The sequence below is a fragment of the Flavobacterium humidisoli genome (genome assembly GCF_023272795.1).
GTDB classification, from domain to species: domain Bacteria; phylum Bacteroidota; class Bacteroidia; order Flavobacteriales; family Flavobacteriaceae; genus Flavobacterium; species Flavobacterium humidisoli.
Window position 1 is genome coordinate 4,885,531 of record NZ_CP096829.1, and the last position, 15,656, is coordinate 4,901,186.

Below are 15,656 nucleotides of genomic sequence, written 5' to 3' on the forward strand. Positions count from 1 at the left end.
AGATTTTTTAAAAGACTTCTTCACAACAAAAATATTTGAAACCAGTATTATTTTCATTTTTTTTAGACTATCAAAATAATACTTTATCGCATTTTAAATCCTAATCATTTTACTTCGGAATTTTTGCATTTTTTTTTACAAAAAATCATCGTCAAATTATACCCTTAAAAGTTAAAAAAGTAACACTTTAAGACTAGAGTAAAAAACTTTATTTACCTTATTTTCAAATAATTAACAATTAACTTTCTTTTATTATATAGTCAAAAATATTTATTTATTTTTGGGGCCATTTCATAATAAAAAACAAATAATTTCTTACAATGAATTTACCGTCTACCGAAGAAAATCTTAAAGAAAAAATTAAAGAGCTTACTTGTCTTTATGAAATTTCTAAGATTATTTCCAAATCTAATTCTATAGATATTCAAACACTTTATGAGATTATTTTTAGCACAAAAAAGGCGTGGCGTTACAATCTGGATGCCGTCGTAGAAATTCATATTTTAGATTACCATATTTCAACATCTGAGAAAAAAAATCCTACTATTTTTCAGTCCAGTACGCTGCAAATTAAGAATATGGATCCTGGATATATTAAAGTTCATTATCCCTCTGCAAAATATACACAGGATGATTTTAATGAAGATGAACAGAAACTTCTAGATACTATTGCAATAGAAATCGGAAATTATATCGAAAAGTTTCAAACACTGGAAAGAAAAGCAGTATTAAGAAGAACCATCGAACGTATGGAACGTCTTTCCTTGCTTGGCGAAATGACCGCAGGAATAGCCCATGAACTAAATACACCATTAGGCAATATTTTAGGTTTTGCAGAACTTATAAAAGAGCAAAATTCCGATCCCGAAATTAGTGCCGATATTGAAATTATTATTAATTCAGTTATTTATTCTCGGGAGATTGTCAAAAAACTCATGTTCTTTTCTTGCGAAATGCCTCAAAAATTAGAATTACAAGAATTAAAGCCTATTATTGTTTTTGCCTTGTCTTTTCTAAAATCTAATTTTCAGAAAAAAGCAATTAAACATGAATTGATCTTTAAGGATGAAACTATAATAACAAAGGTCGATTCGGTTCAAATTACCCAAGTATTATTTAATCTGCTAATAAATGCTATTTATGCCTCGCCAGAAAAAAGCACCATCAAGATAATCGTAGATCATGACGAAACTAATCTTTATCTCAAAATAGAGGATCAAGGAACAGGAATTCCAGATGCTATAAAAGAAAAAATATTTGAACCATTTTTTTCAACCAAGCCTGTCAATTATGGCTGCGGACTTGGTTTAAGTGTAGTTCATGGCATCATTAAAAATCACAATGGAGAGATTACTCTTCAAAACAATTTTCCAAATGGATCGATTTTTATCATTCGCATCCCTTTATCTTAAAACATAATGACTTTTAAAAAAGAAAATATACTGGTTGTCGACGACAATAATGATATGCTGGATTTAATTCAAAGACAATTAAAATCTTTCCATTATCGAACTTACAAAGCCTCTTCTGTAAATGAAGCCATTGAAGTCTTAAAAAGCTCAGATATACACTTACTGATCAGCGACCTCAATATGCCCAATATAAGCGGACTTGAACTATTAAAATATGCGGAAGAGCACTTTCCAGCAATACCAAAGCTTGTAATATCTGGAATTCCATCTGTGTATAATGTTGTAAACGCAATGAAATCGGGCGCATTAGATTATTTAACAAAACCTTTTACAAGTGAAGAACTTCATAAAACCATTTTAGATTCACTTAAGAAAGGGGCGAGTATTTCTAAAACTTCAACTAATTTTCCAGACCTAGATAATGAAAAATCGTACGCAGGTCTCCATGGAAATTCGAGTCATTTTAGAGATTTAATTGAAATAATAAAACGCGTAAAAGATACAAAGGCAAATGTTCTTATAGAAGGAGAAAGCGGTACTGGAAAAGAAATGATTGCAAGAGCTATCCATTTTACCAGCAAACTTGCAGACCAGCCCTTTATTGTAGTAAACTGCGGAGGAATACACGAAAATCTAATAGAATCTGAATTATTTGGACATATAAAAGGTTCTTTTACAGGAGCTTCAGAAAACCGAGTAGGCTTATTTCAATCTGCCTCCGGAGGCACTATTTTTTTAGATGAAATTGGAGACGCTCCTTTGTCTGTACAGATTAAACTATTGCGCGTCATTCAGGAAAAAGAAATTCTACGAGTTGGCGCAACAAAACCAGAAAAAATAGACGTAAGGATTTTATGTGCCACAAACAGCAATCTGGAAGATATGGTTCTAAAAGGTACTTTCAGAGAAGATTTATATTATAGAATAAATGTTATTTCTATTAGAACTGTTCCTTTACGAGATCGAAAAGAAGATTTATTGACATTAATTTATCTTTTTATAGAAAAGTACTCTCATGAATATAATAAATCAAACGTTCAAATAAATGAAAAAGCAATTGAAGTTCTAATGAGATACAATTGGCCAGGAAATATAAGAGAACTTGAAAATGTGATTCATAGATTGGTTATTATGAGCGATGATACTATCACTTTGGATCATATTCCGGAAAATTTAAAATATCATATCCATTCTTCAGATACAGTTTTTAAGTCTTTAAAAGAATATGAAAAAGAGCAAATATTAAAAGTCTTAGCCGCCGTAAATAATAACAAAACAAAAGCAGCACAAATCCTGCAAATTGACAGAAAGACTTTAACCCAAAAAGTTCTTTAAAAACGGGTACATACTCCTCACCCGTTCATAATCTACCCTAGGCAATTTAAACGTTTTAAAACTAACGATAATACAATTTACTGATTTACAAATTAATATAAAAAGAGGCATACTGTTTGCCCCAAAAAGCCTAAAATGTATTAAAATAAATCAAATTAATTAAAAAACGGTCTAAGGTGAAACAAATATTAAACTTCATTTCGATTACATATTGCCAGCATGTTAAAGAAATTGAGAATAGATTCTCCAGTAAATTCAAGTTTATATCTTTAGTACTCCCACAAATTATAAGTGCAGTGTTTTTATTAGAAATAAAGAACCAAACAGCGTTGTAATACAGATTGGCTAATTGCAATTTTTACCGCATACCGCTTGGTGTTTTACAAGTTATTAACAATTACAACATCACTAATTATCAATAACTTATAAAACAAAAAAGACATTTAATTTCTTAAAAAATCTTAACTTTATAACACAAATCCACATTTCCATGAAAATAATTAAACATTATTACGATGCAGATCTTTCTTGGGTAGAGCATTATACTGCACAAATTGGAGGAAAAATTGAAGGAAACTTTATCAGACTCCCTGAGGATTCCCAAACGGGAACACGATATTTTTTAGACTGTGGCGATGGTATTCTAGCCTATTACATCAATGTAGAATATAAAAGAAACTACCAGTTAATACAACAAAATTTGAATCAAGATTTTGTTGGATTTTATTACAACTTAACAGAAGGGGAAGCTACCGTAAACACAGACCACTTTATGTACAATGTCGGCAGATGGAATTACAATCTTGCGGTTATTGATGGATCGTTGGACTCAGAATATAATGTCAAGAAAGGGAGTAAAACTTTTGCCTTATGTTTTTTTATCAAAAAAAGCATGTTAAAGGCTTTTACTCAAAAGAATGGTATTGCAATTCAGAATATCGACTCTCTCCTTGATCCAAAAGAAAATACGATAATTCGGTTTGACAGAATAACCAGCGAAAGCTATCATATTTTAAATGATTTGAGAAAGCTGCCAGTTGGAGGATCTATTTTCGATCTGCACCTAAAAGGCACTGTCCACTTATTAATTTCAAATTACCTAAAAAAATTAGCTACAAAAAAAATCATCGCTCAAACTGTTAACAAAGAAGACTTAAATCATATTATTGCGATACAAATGTACCTAATTGAGCATATTAGAGATCATTTTCCAAGTATAACACAGATGGCCAAGATGGCTAATATGTCTGAATCAAAATTTAAAACCTTATTTAAGAAAATAACAGGAAATACGGCCAATGTTTTTTTCATGGAAAACAAATTATTACTCGGCAAAGAACTTCTTGAAAATAAACAGCTGACGATTTCTCAGATTTCAGATGAACTAAATTTTACTAATAACTCTTATTTCGCATCAAAATTCAAGGAACATTTTGGCTTGTCTCCTAAAGCATTTTACAAACAAATGTAAAGCAGTCCCAATAATTAATCGTAATAAATAGTCTATGAGAAAATTTACGCATTCCTACACTTTAACTCCAGAATGGCAATATGATTTAGTTAAACAATTGGGTACAGAGCTATTAGATAATAAATTGATTATTGTGCCCAAAGATATAGGCAAAGGCTTTTTTTATTTTTCTCAAGTAACGGAGGGTATTTCAGTGGTGTACGCCGATTTAACTGCAACAGTACCTATCAAACTAACACGGCAAAAATCTGAGAATGAAATTTTCATTTTTCATTTTGATTTAAGCGAGCACATCAATCTTATTAAGATTAATAATATCGATTATGAAATAGGTTCTTTTAATCAATTGGATCTTGCAATACTTGACAATGAAATCGAAAGTACTTTTAAGCCTTCAGTGAATGAAAGAACAATAGCTTTAAGATTATTAATTAACAAAAAACTCTTACATGATTTTATTCAAGAGTTTGAAAAAAAAGAGAGTTATTTCGTAAAAAGCAAAACAAACAAAAAAACATTCTATCACTATGGCAACATTGACAGCAATAGCATATTGTTAATTCAATCTATAAAACAGAAATCAGTTCGAGATTTGGCTTTTGATTCTTTTATAAAAGGCGTTTCCTTAAAAGTATTAGGCAATTTTTTTAATAAATTTTACGAAACAAAAAATAAAAATGTACCTCTTACCGAAATTGAAAGCGAGGCAATTGAGAAGACGAAGAACTATTTACTAAATAATTTATACGGTCCATTTCCTTCCTTAACTTTCTTAGCAAGTATGGCAGGAATGTCTGCTTCCAAATACAAAAGCCTTTTTAAAACGCGCTACAACAATACGCCAAAAAATTTATTCATAGAAGAAAAAATAAAACTTGCTCAAAAGCTCCTTAGAAGCGGAGAATATACTACTCTAACTGCAGTTATGTATGAACTTAATTATACCAAACTCAGCTATTTTTGCACTAAATATTTTGAACAGCTCAAAAGAAAACCAACTGATGATTTTGTAAAAAACCACCAAGCTTCAATAAGAAATGAATCTTAAAAATATATAATTCTAACAAAAAAAATGCTGCTGTTAATATTCTTATTAAACAGCAGCATTTTATAATTCAGAGATTATTTAAAATTAACAATAAACTCTGAACGTCTATTTAGTTCGTGTTCTTTTTCAGAACATTTTACACCGTTTGAACAATGGTTTAATAATTGTGTTTCACCAAATCCTTCTCCACTGACTCTTTCTTGTGCAATACCAGCATTTACAATGTAATCAACTGTTGATTTTGCCCTGTTTTCAGAAAGCTTCATGTTAAATTCATCTCTACCTTTACTATCTGTAAAAGAATTTACTTTTACAGATAAGTTTGGACGATCCTTAAGCAAAGACACTACTTTATCTAATTCTTTCTTAGATGATTGTCTAATGTTATAACCATTCAAATCAAAATAAATAGGATTTAATTTTAATTTGCCTGTCAAATCATCTCCATCTTGAATTTTAACCTTTTCGCCCTCTACGACAACTTCCACTTCTTTAACTATTTCAAAACTGATTTCTTTTTTCTCCAAAGGTTTAAGAAGTCCAGTATTTACTGTTTTATCTGCATAAGATGTTTTTGTATATAATACACTATAATCTATATATGGATTTACAGCAATTTTGTAATTACCAGAAGCATCTGTTTTTGCTGTACCGATATTTTCATTATTAGAATTGAATAACTGAACATTAAAATCTGAAAGAGGCTTACCATTTTCTGAAATAGTTCCAAAAACAATTGATCTGAAATCAAAATCAAAAATTACTGGTGAGTTTTCTGTAAAACTATAAATATCATCATTTCCGCTTCTGTTTGAAGAAAAATAACCTTTTTTACTTTCGCTATTCACTACATAGGCAAAATCGTCTGAAACCGTATTAACTCCATCACCAACATTCACAACATGATATTTTCCTTCACTGTCTTTCATTGCCGCAAATACATCTAGTCCACCAAGTCCAGGATGTCCGTCTGAAGCAAAGTATAGAATACCATTATTGTCCATATAAGGATAAGTTTCTCTTCCCGGAGTATTAACTTCGTCGCTTAATTTGGTAACGTCATTACTAACAAGATTTCCTTTCTTTAAACTTACTACATATAAGTCTGAATTTCCAAAGCTATTGTTACGGTCAGACACAAAATAGAGCTGCGATTCGTCTGGACTTATCGCTGGATGCGCTGAAGAAAAACCATCGCTATTTATTGGATAAGGCAATTCTTTTACATTTTTCCACTCTCCTTTAACATTTTCTGCAACGTAAATTTTCAAGAAATTAGTGCCATTTTTATCTGATCCTAACTTGCCATCTATAATATTATTTCTGGTAAAATACATGTATTTACCATCTTTTGTTACTGCTGCACTACTCTGATGGTATTTGGTATTTACATCACCTTTAATTAATACCGCATCTTCTAATCCTCCATCTGCAGTAATATTAGCTGAATATAATTTCATAAATGACTTTTCATTCCAGCTGTGCTTTCTTTTGATTACTACTCCAGTATCTTTTGCTGATGCAAATATTACTTTATCTTTCCCATCAAAAGCAGTTCCAAACTCAGAAACTGGTGTATTGATACTAACAGGTTTAAAGCTATAACGTCCTGACTCTTTTTGAATATCGGCCATTAATTTTTGCTCTTTCCAATTTTCACTAAGATCCTTTTTACTCGATACTGCATAATATTTTTTTATGACAGCATTAGCTTCATTGTACTTTTTTGCATTATTTAGAGCCTGAGCGTATCTAAAATAAAATTCTGAATCTACTGATTGTCCAGAATTAAAAACTTTTGAGTAGGCTTCTGCAGCTTCAGGGTATTGCCCATTAAAATAATAGCAATTCCCTAATTTTGTATAAACCTCTAATGATGTACTTCCTTTATCTGCTAGATTCTTATACAATTTGGCAGCCTCAACAAAAGCAAACTTATCATAAGTTTCATTTGCTTTTTCAATCTTTTTATCCTGTGCCTTAACAATTCCTACTTGCATTAAACAAACACAAAGTACTGTTAGTATAGTTCTTATCTTTTTAGATATCATTTTTTTATCCTATTTTATGGTTATTAAAAGAATCTTGGAGTAACAAGTCTGTATTTGGTTCCAGAAAACAAGTCAAAACGAAGAAAAATTTCATGTGATCCTGAGTTATAATTTCCGATTTTTTGTGTGTCATAATCATAAGCATAACCAATGTTCAAACCTGAACTAACTTGAAAACCGGCCATGGCACTTACAGCTGCATCCCATCTATAAGCTGCTCCTAAAGTCAATTTTTCATTGATTAAGAAATTGGCAGATAAATCGACTGCTATAGGAGCACCGCTCACCATCTTAACCATTGCAGCTGGTTTAAACTTAAGATTATCGTTAAGATCAAAAACATAACCTCCCATTGCATAAAAGTGCATTCTTTTTGAAGCTATTGATGTTTTAACATCATCATAAAATTTTGTTTCTAAAATCATTGGTACCGATAAACCTGCGTACCATTTTGAAGAGTGAAAATAGATTCCTGCTCCAAAGTTTGGAGAATTCTTTGTTAAATTTCCGGAAAGAAAATGATCTTCTGGTCTTTCAACATTAAGCTTATTGTAATCAATCTGCATAAAATTACCACTTGCACTAATCCCTAAAGATAAATGAACATCAGCCGAAAGCTGGATTGGATAAGCATAACTTGCAGTTAACGTAGTTTCTTGCGACGGTCCAATTTTATCACTTACTACAGATAACCCTAAACCTTGTCCGCTCTCCGTAATTGGCGCTTCTATAGAAAAGTTTGCTGTTTTAGGAGCTCCATCCAATCCTACCCATTGTGTTCTATACAATCCAAAAATGCTTGGTAAACCACGGGTTCCAGTATATCCTGGATTAATTGTCATCGTATTATACATATATTGTGTATATTGGGATTCCTGCTGGGCCGAAACCCCAAAAACTCCCAAAACAAATATTGTAATTACATAAAAAATTTTCTTCATTAGTTCTAATTCTTAAATACTTAAATTATTCCTATTATTATTGGTTATTGATATATAGATAACCTGCTTTTTGCTCGCCTTTTCCTTTCTTGTTATATTTCAGAATATAAAAATAGGTTCCTGTTGGAAGCTTGTCTCCTCTTTTTACCGTTACACGGCCATCAGAATAACCTTTAAACATATTATCGCTTTCATTGTAAGAAACTGCATCAAATACTTTTACACCCCAACGATTATAGATTTCTACTGTATTATCTGGATATTGATCTATTCCTTCAATGCGGAAAGTATCATTTATACCATCATCATTTGGTGAAACTGCATTGTAAACTATAACATCACCTAAATCGCGGTCATTCGTTTTCTTAACTAATGCCATAGTAAAAATTCCGTAGCCGCTTACTGTTCCTGTCAATAAATTAGAATAAGCTTCTCCTGCAATATCTTCACTTAATATTCCATGCTCATTAACCCATTTTGTTCCGTTCCAGCGTACTATTGCCAATTCTGTTTCATCGTTTTGAACAAAAAAGCCTGATGGTGTTGTATCGTGATCCAAGGTTAGGCTTAAAACAATATTTTCACTTCCCTGATCCTGTGTTATTACCCAATATTCTTTATCATTTATAGTAACAATGTCTTCGTCTTTACTATTATGAGAATATTGCGGATGAGAATTTTTATAGAAATATTGTGTCGTATAAACATTTGCTAACGAACTATTTGCTGCATGGTAAGAAGGTCTAAAAAATAACTCGTTCCCTACTGGAAACTGAAATTCTGCATTTCCTCTTTTTTCTACTTTTCCGTCAACAAAACTCTGATCTCCGGCAGAGGTATGGGCTGCATTTTCAAGAAAAATCATTTTACCGTTCTCATACAATGCATTGATGATTCCGTTTTTGTAATCTGAATTTTTCCCCACAGAGATTTTGGTTGTCAGGTCAAAAGGAACTAAAGCGCTTACATTATCATAAATGATGTTTTGGAAGTCTGCCTGTTTTGTACCTTCAATAAGCTGCTGCTGTTTTCCTTCAAAATAGGTTTTACCGTTTAAGGCAGGAGTATAACTTACTTTTCCGTCGTTGTTCCAGTTTTGAAAAATGTAGGTTTCACCATCATTAATAAAATCACCAGATGTACCATTGCTGTAATCCATATAAACTGCCATTATGGTTTTATCAGCAACTTTTACCTCTCCATTATTTACCATTTGGGCATGTACCATATTACAAGTAAACAGACCTGCAAATAATCCCAAGGCATATGAACCTTTTTTATTTACCATTTTAAAATCTGACAATTTTACTTTATATAAATCTTTATTTTCCATAGAATTGGTATTGGTTACCACATTAAATTAAACTTTTAATTAGTTGATAAAATTAATTTATCAATCCATCCTGCTTTATCCCTAAAAGTTAATACTATATCAGAATAAGGTATTTTTCCTATAAAAACCTAAGTCTTTTTATCTTAGGTTTTTAATTAATGCTTTTAACTCTTCTATTTCTTTTTGCTGCATTGCCTGATTATTTTGCAGTTCTTTAATTGTAGCATTAGAAGCACTTATTTCTTTCTGCTGTTCTTTTACTGCTTCTACTAATACAGGAATAAGCATAGTATAATTTACTGTGTAAAAACCTTTGTCATTTTTGCTTACCGCTTCTGGAAGAATTTTTTCGATGTCTTGTGCAATTACTCCCAATTGGTGTTTATCATTAAAGTTCATTTCTTTAAACTCTTCTTTTCTCCAATTGTAACTAACACCCTGTACTTTTTCTACAATACTCAAAGCATCTGTAATTGGCGCAATATCTTTTTTGTAACGACGGTCTGAAGTAACATTAAATGCTGTACCATTAGCATCAACACAACTTATTGTTCCGTATACCGTAAGTTTATCTGCTGTTGGCAGACCATTTCCAATAGAGAAATTATTCGTTGTTCCGTCAATTTGGAAAATTCTTGTAGCTACTCCTGGAGAAATAGCCAGGTTCGGATTCATATAGCGCGTACGGGCAATGCTGAAATTATTACCACTTGTGCCGTCAATTGCTGTACCTAAATAATATCCTGTTGAACCTGCTTTGAATAATAATTCATTGCTGCCCTCTGTAGAAGTACTGTTTTCTAAGACCAATTGTTTACCATCATTTCTAAAATGCGATATACCTCCTTCTACATTAAATCTTGTATCTGGCGCAGTAGTTCCTATACCAACATTACCTACAGTATTTATAGACATGCGCTTTACATTCTCTGTCCAGAAATCTAAACCAAAACGATTTGAACCGCTTGTAACTGAAGTTCTGTTAGAACTAATACCTGCCTGTGAAGACACACTTCCAAATACAAGACCTGAATTTGCAGGAGAAAGCGTTCCATCAGAAGTTCCGTCTGCGTCAACAATTATCGCATTAGCAACATGCATTTTACCATTACCATAAATTCGCGCTAATTCTTTTGAACCTGTTGCACCAGTTCCTGCATTAAAACTAAAACCATTTGCTGTTGTTGGAACCTGTAACTTAAATTGGGCGTTGTTTACACCTAACCCATAAACCATATTATCGTTGTTTCCATTTTGATACAATACAATCTTTCTATTTGCAAAAACATTTTCAAATTGTAATGGTGCATTTGGAAAAGCTGTACCAATACCAATATTTCCCATTTGGTAAATATTTTGAGTATTTTCTGTAGCCTGTTTATTTGTCGCTGTATTAAACCAAGGTTCTTTAACCACTAAAGGAGCGTCTACCCAAGTTGGCGCCGTACCGACAGTCTGCATAATTTGATCGGCTTTTCCTGCAGTTAAGCTAATTTCTGTATCTTTAAATGCATTGTTTGCTCCGTTTGTAACTGTTATTAAGTTTGAACTTGTTACAGAACCCGCACCAGTTGTTGGCGGCGCACCAGCTTCTCCTTTTTCTCCTTGAATTCCTTGAGGCCCCGTAGCTCCTGGCTCTCCTTGAGGTCCAGCAACTCCTTGTTCACCTTGAGATCCTTGAGGTCCAGCAACTCCTTGTTCGCCTTGAGGTCCTTGAGGTCCAGCAACTCCTTGCTCGCCTTGAGGTCCTTGTGGTCCAGCAGCTCCTTGTTCTCCTTGAATTCCTTGAGGCCCCGTAGCTCCTGGCTCTCCTTGAGGTCCAGCAACTCCTTGTTCACCTTGAGATCCTTGAGGTCCAGCAGCTCCTTGTTCGCCTTGAGGCCCTTGAGGTCCAGCAACTCCTTGTTCGCCTTGAGGTCCTTGAGGTCCAGCAGCTCCTTGTTCTCCTTGAAGACCTTGAAGACCAGCAGTTCCCGGTTCTCCCTGAGGCCCTTGAGGTCCAACTGCTCCCGGAATACCTTGAATACCTTGCATTCCCTGTGGCCCTGCTTGGCTTAATAATTGTAATACGTTTGAAACTCCTTTTTCATCTATGTATGTTAACTGATTATTCGTGTTATCATAATGTAATGTAGTTAGTGTTTCCGTAAATTGAACCGGATCATTTCCTTCAATCATTCTAGACCATTTACTTCCATCCCAGTAGTAAAATCCTGGGGTAACATCATTTACTGTCGCTGTATTATAAACCAGCAGACTTTTTGCTATAGCTCCCGTAACAGGACTTTGATCTGTAGTTTTTGTTAAAGCTATTCTAGGCATAAGTACTCCTTTATTTGAAGAAGTAATGTCTAGCTGCGCTGAATTATCTGGTGTAAGTGTACCAACTCCAACCTGAGCTTGAGCATTGTCGAACCCAAATAGTGAAAGAATTACAATTATTCCGTGTTTTAAATGTTTCATTTTTATTTTTATTAAAATTTTTATTAAATCATCGATTCTGCCTTGCAAAACGAAGTTTTTTTTAGGCGGGCAAATATCCAACAGAACAGAAAGCAAAACAGCCACTAAAAGTTTTTAATTTATCAGATTAGGACAAACCTGTAACTAATATGCTCCGAAATACTGCAAATACAGCAGTTTGTAACATAGTCAATTGGTGTTGTTATTCGAGAGATCTTTATTTTTAATAGATAATAACTTACAAATAAGGTTTTAAAAGACAAATATCAGTAACTCATTGACAGATAATGATGTACAAATTACTTCGGTATTCGCTAGAAAGGCTTGTCTATTCTTTGCGACGTTACTTGTGGAGATTTCGATCGCGAGGCTTCGGGAGAGAAATCTCCGCGAGAAGCTCTACAAAGATTGGAACAAACGGGTAAAAAAAAGAGGAAAACTAAGTTTTCCTCTCTTTAAAAAAAATTATGAAAAAGTAAATAACCATTTACTACTGTACAGACATTCTAACTTTGTCTGTTTATTGTAACGCTTACTAAGGTTTTAAAACTTATTAAAACGCGAGAAGTTTATACTTGCTCTTTTAAACTTTTTTATCATGCGTTTAACTGCTTATAATGCAGGAAACGGTATAACAATTGTACCTACAAACGCACCATCTTCATTATACAGCGGTACTGTAGTATCACCTGCTTTTACCCATGTACCCGAAAGAGTAAAATCTAGGGCAACAATACTACCAGGAGTTGAAGTAATTCTACTTGAGTTAGTAAAAGTAACACCATTGGCTGTACCTTTAATAAAAACTGGTCCTTTAGTATTTACTACAAATCCGGTTACTTGAATAGTCTTATCTAAAGGAATTGGCTTGTTAATATCTAAAAAATTAGTAAGTGTATTTATAGCATTACTGTCAAGTGTTAATGTTGAAGACGAAAAAGTTGCCCAAGTTGTATAGAAACCAATTGCAAGTTCATTTGCACAAATAGGTGGACCGTAATTGTTAACAGAGCTTCTGTATGTTACACCTTGACTCTGTGAGGCAGGATAGTCTACAATTCCTTTCCCTTGTAGAACAATTTCCTGAATACCTGTTTTTGTAAAAAAAGAACTATTAGATAAAAATTGCAACCCAAATTTTTCCGATGCAAAAACGGGATAGTTAAAATCATATGGCCCTGGCTTAGTTACATTCACTAAAATTTTAATAGCACTTTTAGAAACATCATCACCATTCATAAAAAAGTAAAAATTATCAACATAATGCATGCCTTCTAATTTAAAATCACAGCTTACTACTTGAAATTCTGCTACAGAAGCCATTACCTGAACTTTTGCACTGCAACCCAAACTTGCACCTGTTTTATTCAACAAAGGTAAGATCACTAGTCCATTTGTAGCAGTATTCCAAGTAGGGTTTCCTGACTTAGCAGGTACAATAATTTCGTATGTTCCTTCATAAACTTCGCCGCTTCCTTCAAATGCAATACCGTTTACTGTATTGGTTTTAATATAATATGTACCTGGTTTTGTCACTGTTACTTTTACTACTAATGCCTGATTGGAAAGCGGAATACCCTCTACAATATTGCCTTGCAATCCAGTAGTAGCACAATTAATTGTAAAAGTTGCTTTATTATCTACTACCGTTGTGGTAAAATTTGCATTGGCAGTACAAACTGCTGCGCCTGTCATATCAAACAAATTGTACGTAAAAGTTCCTGATGCTGCTGGTACTCCTACCGCGGGAACTTTAATAAGCTGCGGTGTCGTGTTGGCTTCTGTAAAAACAGAGCTTAGATAAAAACGCACACCATTTTTGGTTTCGCTGTAAAATGTAAAAGGTCCTGGTTTTTCTACTACTACAGATACTTCCATGTATTCGTTTTCGGTTACTGGTTTATCTGTAAAGTATGATCCTTTAATGGCACTGCTTACACAATTATAAGTAAGCTTTGAGCCAGAAGCACTGCCAAGACAGTCTGACCATTTTGTGCCCAGCCATGTTTTGATACAGTTTTCGTCTGTATCGTAAATTACAAGTCCTTTTGACGCTGTCGTTAAGCTTGCCGCTTTCGTTGTCGCCTGTGCTGTTGTAAAACGTGGCGGCATAAAGCCTTTCGTTCCATTTTTAGAAACTACTTCTACCGCTGCATTGGCATCGCCTTTTTGCTTTCCGCCTATTACAACTGTTTCGTTTACTTGTGCAAAAGACTGCACCATAGTAAACATCATTATTATGAAAGTAAAAAATATTTTTTTCATTGTTATTTTTTTAAAAAAATTAAGTAAAATAATAAACCGGCCTTACTTAAAAGGCCTGTTTAATTATATCATTAATTGATTACATATTATATGTAATCACATACCAACTAGTACCATCTGATTGCAATGTCACTTTTGCACTTCCGGCAGTTGCTCCTTCAAAAATGCTTCCTGCTATATATGCCACTGAAACACTATCTGAGTAAATAACATTTGTATTGAATTTTACTGTTACTGGAGTTTTGCCATCTGCCAAGAGTGTATTAAATTGGTTGATTACTAGCAATCTTCCTTTGTTTGCCGTCGCATCTGGAAGTGTTATTGTAATATCGCTTCCTAAATTTCTGGCAATAATGGTGTAATCTGTAGCGGTGACAGTGTAATTACTATTAATTATTTTTATTTCCATAACATTTGGTGCTACCGCTGCTTTCCATCCTACCACTCCTGCTGCGGTAGTTGTTAAAACTTCGCCAACATTTACAGATGGTTTAATATCTACTGATGCAGCAGCCAATGTTGCTCCTGTTCCGCTTACTTGTAAGACAGTGCTTGGTGTATTTGTTGTAAGATTTGCTTTTGTTGTAATATCTCCAGCATCTACTGCAGGTTTTTTCCATCCTACAACACCAGTTGCTGTTGTTGTCATTACTTCTCCAACAGTTGCTGATGGTTTAATATCTACTGATGCAGCAGCCAATGTTGCTCCTGTTCCGCTTACCTGTAAAACAGTGCTTGGTGTATTTGTTGTAAGATTTGCTTTTGTTGTAATATCTCCAGCATCTACTGCAGGTTTTTTCCATCCTACAACACCCGTTGCTGTTGTTGTTAAAACTTCTCCCACATTTGCTGATGGTTTGATGTTTACAGATGCAGCTGCCAATGTTGCTCCAAGTCCATTAACTTCCAAAACAGTATTTGGTGTAGTAGATGAAAGGTCGTATTTTGTGATCAGATTGGATGGTGCTATTTTACGCAGTACTCCGTTTGCATCTGCCACTACTATATCATCTGTGCTGGTTCCTGTTTGTAAACCTAAAATAGCTAAGGTATAAGCACTCGTTGTTGTTAAAATTGAAGGTTTTGTTAAGGCTCCCCCTAACTGAATATTACCGCTGGTAATTGTTAAACCATTGTCTGCTGTGCCAGGGGCGCCAGGGTAGAAAGTTACTTTTTTCCCATTTGGAGTAACAACGGTTTCGGTCTGCGCCATCATAAATCCTGATTGGATAAATAACAACATGCATATTATTTTTTTCATATTTAGTTCTTATGAGTTTTTATAATTTACTTATTTGAAGGCCGCACACTCTTTTTAATTAGAGTGCGCAGCTTCA

General features: G+C 33.6%; 10 protein-coding genes. 4 read left to right on the forward strand and 6 right to left on the reverse strand.

Annotated elements, in window-relative coordinates; genetic code table 11:
• Positions 1-320: 320 nt before the first annotated feature.
• The 4 genes from M0M44_RS20580 to M0M44_RS20595 all read left to right on the forward strand — a co-directional run bounded on the left by M0M44_RS20580 (position 321) and on the right by M0M44_RS20595 (position 5,266).
• Positions 321-1,412: a sensor histidine kinase gene (locus M0M44_RS20580; RefSeq protein ID WP_248727401.1), complete on the forward strand. Its 1,092-nt coding sequence runs from the start codon at positions 321-323 to the stop codon at positions 1,410-1,412.
• A 6-nt stretch (positions 1,413-1,418) separates the two neighbouring features.
• Positions 1,419-2,747, forward strand: a complete 1,329-nt coding sequence (locus M0M44_RS20585) for a sigma-54-dependent transcriptional regulator (protein ID WP_248727402.1) — start codon at positions 1,419-1,421, stop codon at positions 2,745-2,747.
• A 490-nt stretch (positions 2,748-3,237) separates the two neighbouring features.
• Positions 3,238-4,218, forward strand: a complete 981-nt coding sequence (locus M0M44_RS20590; protein ID WP_248727403.1) for a helix-turn-helix domain-containing protein — start codon at positions 3,238-3,240, stop codon at positions 4,216-4,218.
• A 34-nt stretch (positions 4,219-4,252) separates the two neighbouring features.
• Positions 4,253-5,266, forward strand: coding sequence for a helix-turn-helix domain-containing protein (locus tag M0M44_RS20595; protein WP_248727404.1), 1,014 nt, complete (start codon positions 4,253-4,255; stop codon positions 5,264-5,266).
• 74 nt (positions 5,267-5,340) lie between these two features.
• Here the strand turns inward: M0M44_RS20595 and M0M44_RS20600 are convergent, their stop codons facing one another.
• From M0M44_RS20600 to M0M44_RS20630, 6 genes are all read right to left on the reverse strand, one after another.
• Positions 5,341-7,317, reverse strand: a complete 1,977-nt coding sequence (locus tag M0M44_RS20600) for an OmpA family protein (protein ID WP_248727405.1) — start codon at positions 7,315-7,317, stop codon at positions 5,341-5,343.
• Positions 7,318-7,340: 23 nt separating this feature from the next.
• Positions 7,341-8,258, reverse strand: a complete 918-nt coding sequence (locus M0M44_RS20605; RefSeq protein ID WP_248727406.1) for a PorP/SprF family type IX secretion system membrane protein — start codon at positions 8,256-8,258, stop codon at positions 7,341-7,343.
• A gap of 37 nt (positions 8,259-8,295) precedes the next feature.
• Positions 8,296-9,591: a T9SS type B sorting domain-containing protein gene (locus M0M44_RS20610; RefSeq protein WP_248727407.1), complete on the reverse strand. Its 1,296-nt coding sequence runs from the start codon at positions 9,589-9,591 to the stop codon at positions 8,296-8,298.
• Between the two features lie 138 nt (positions 9,592-9,729).
• Positions 9,730-12,054 (reverse strand): tail fiber domain-containing protein, encoded by a 2,325-nt coding sequence (locus M0M44_RS23845; RefSeq protein WP_275981820.1) that lies wholly within the window; start codon positions 12,052-12,054, stop codon positions 9,730-9,732.
• A gap of 612 nt (positions 12,055-12,666) precedes the next feature.
• On the reverse strand, positions 12,667-14,319 hold the full coding sequence (locus tag M0M44_RS20625) for a hypothetical protein (protein ID WP_248727408.1): 1,653 nt from the start codon (positions 14,317-14,319) through the stop codon (positions 12,667-12,669).
• A gap of 79 nt (positions 14,320-14,398) precedes the next feature.
• Entirely contained in the window at positions 14,399-15,580 is a 1,182-nt protein-coding gene (locus M0M44_RS20630) for a hypothetical protein (RefSeq protein WP_248727409.1), read from the reverse strand.
• Positions 15,581-15,656 lie beyond the last annotated feature (76 nt).

Excerpts from the sequence above, each read along its gene's own strand:
- M0M44_RS20585 (WP_248727402.1), top strand. The coding sequence starts at position 1,419 with ATGACTTTTAAAAAAGAAAATATACTGGTTGTCGACGACAATAATGAT.
- M0M44_RS20630 (WP_248727409.1), bottom strand. The coding sequence starts at position 15,580 with ATGAAAAAAATAATATGCATGTTGTTATTTATCCAATCAGGATTTATG.
- M0M44_RS23845 (WP_275981820.1), bottom strand. The coding sequence starts at position 12,054 with ATGAAACATTTAAAACACGGAATAATTGTAATTCTTTCACTATTTGGG.
- M0M44_RS20610 (WP_248727407.1), bottom strand. The coding sequence starts at position 9,591 with ATGGAAAATAAAGATTTATATAAAGTAAAATTGTCAGATTTTAAAATG.
- M0M44_RS20580 (WP_248727401.1), top strand. The coding sequence starts at position 321 with ATGAATTTACCGTCTACCGAAGAAAATCTTAAAGAAAAAATTAAAGAG.
- M0M44_RS20590 (WP_248727403.1), top strand. The coding sequence starts at position 3,238 with ATGAAAATAATTAAACATTATTACGATGCAGATCTTTCTTGGGTAGAG.
- M0M44_RS20605 (WP_248727406.1), bottom strand. The coding sequence starts at position 8,258 with ATGAAGAAAATTTTTTATGTAATTACAATATTTGTTTTGGGAGTTTTT.
- M0M44_RS20600 (WP_248727405.1), bottom strand. The coding sequence starts at position 7,317 with ATGATATCTAAAAAGATAAGAACTATACTAACAGTACTTTGTGTTTGT.
- M0M44_RS20595 (WP_248727404.1), top strand. The coding sequence starts at position 4,253 with ATGAGAAAATTTACGCATTCCTACACTTTAACTCCAGAATGGCAATAT.
- M0M44_RS20625 (WP_248727408.1), bottom strand. The coding sequence starts at position 14,319 with ATGAAAAAAATATTTTTTACTTTCATAATAATGATGTTTACTATGGTG.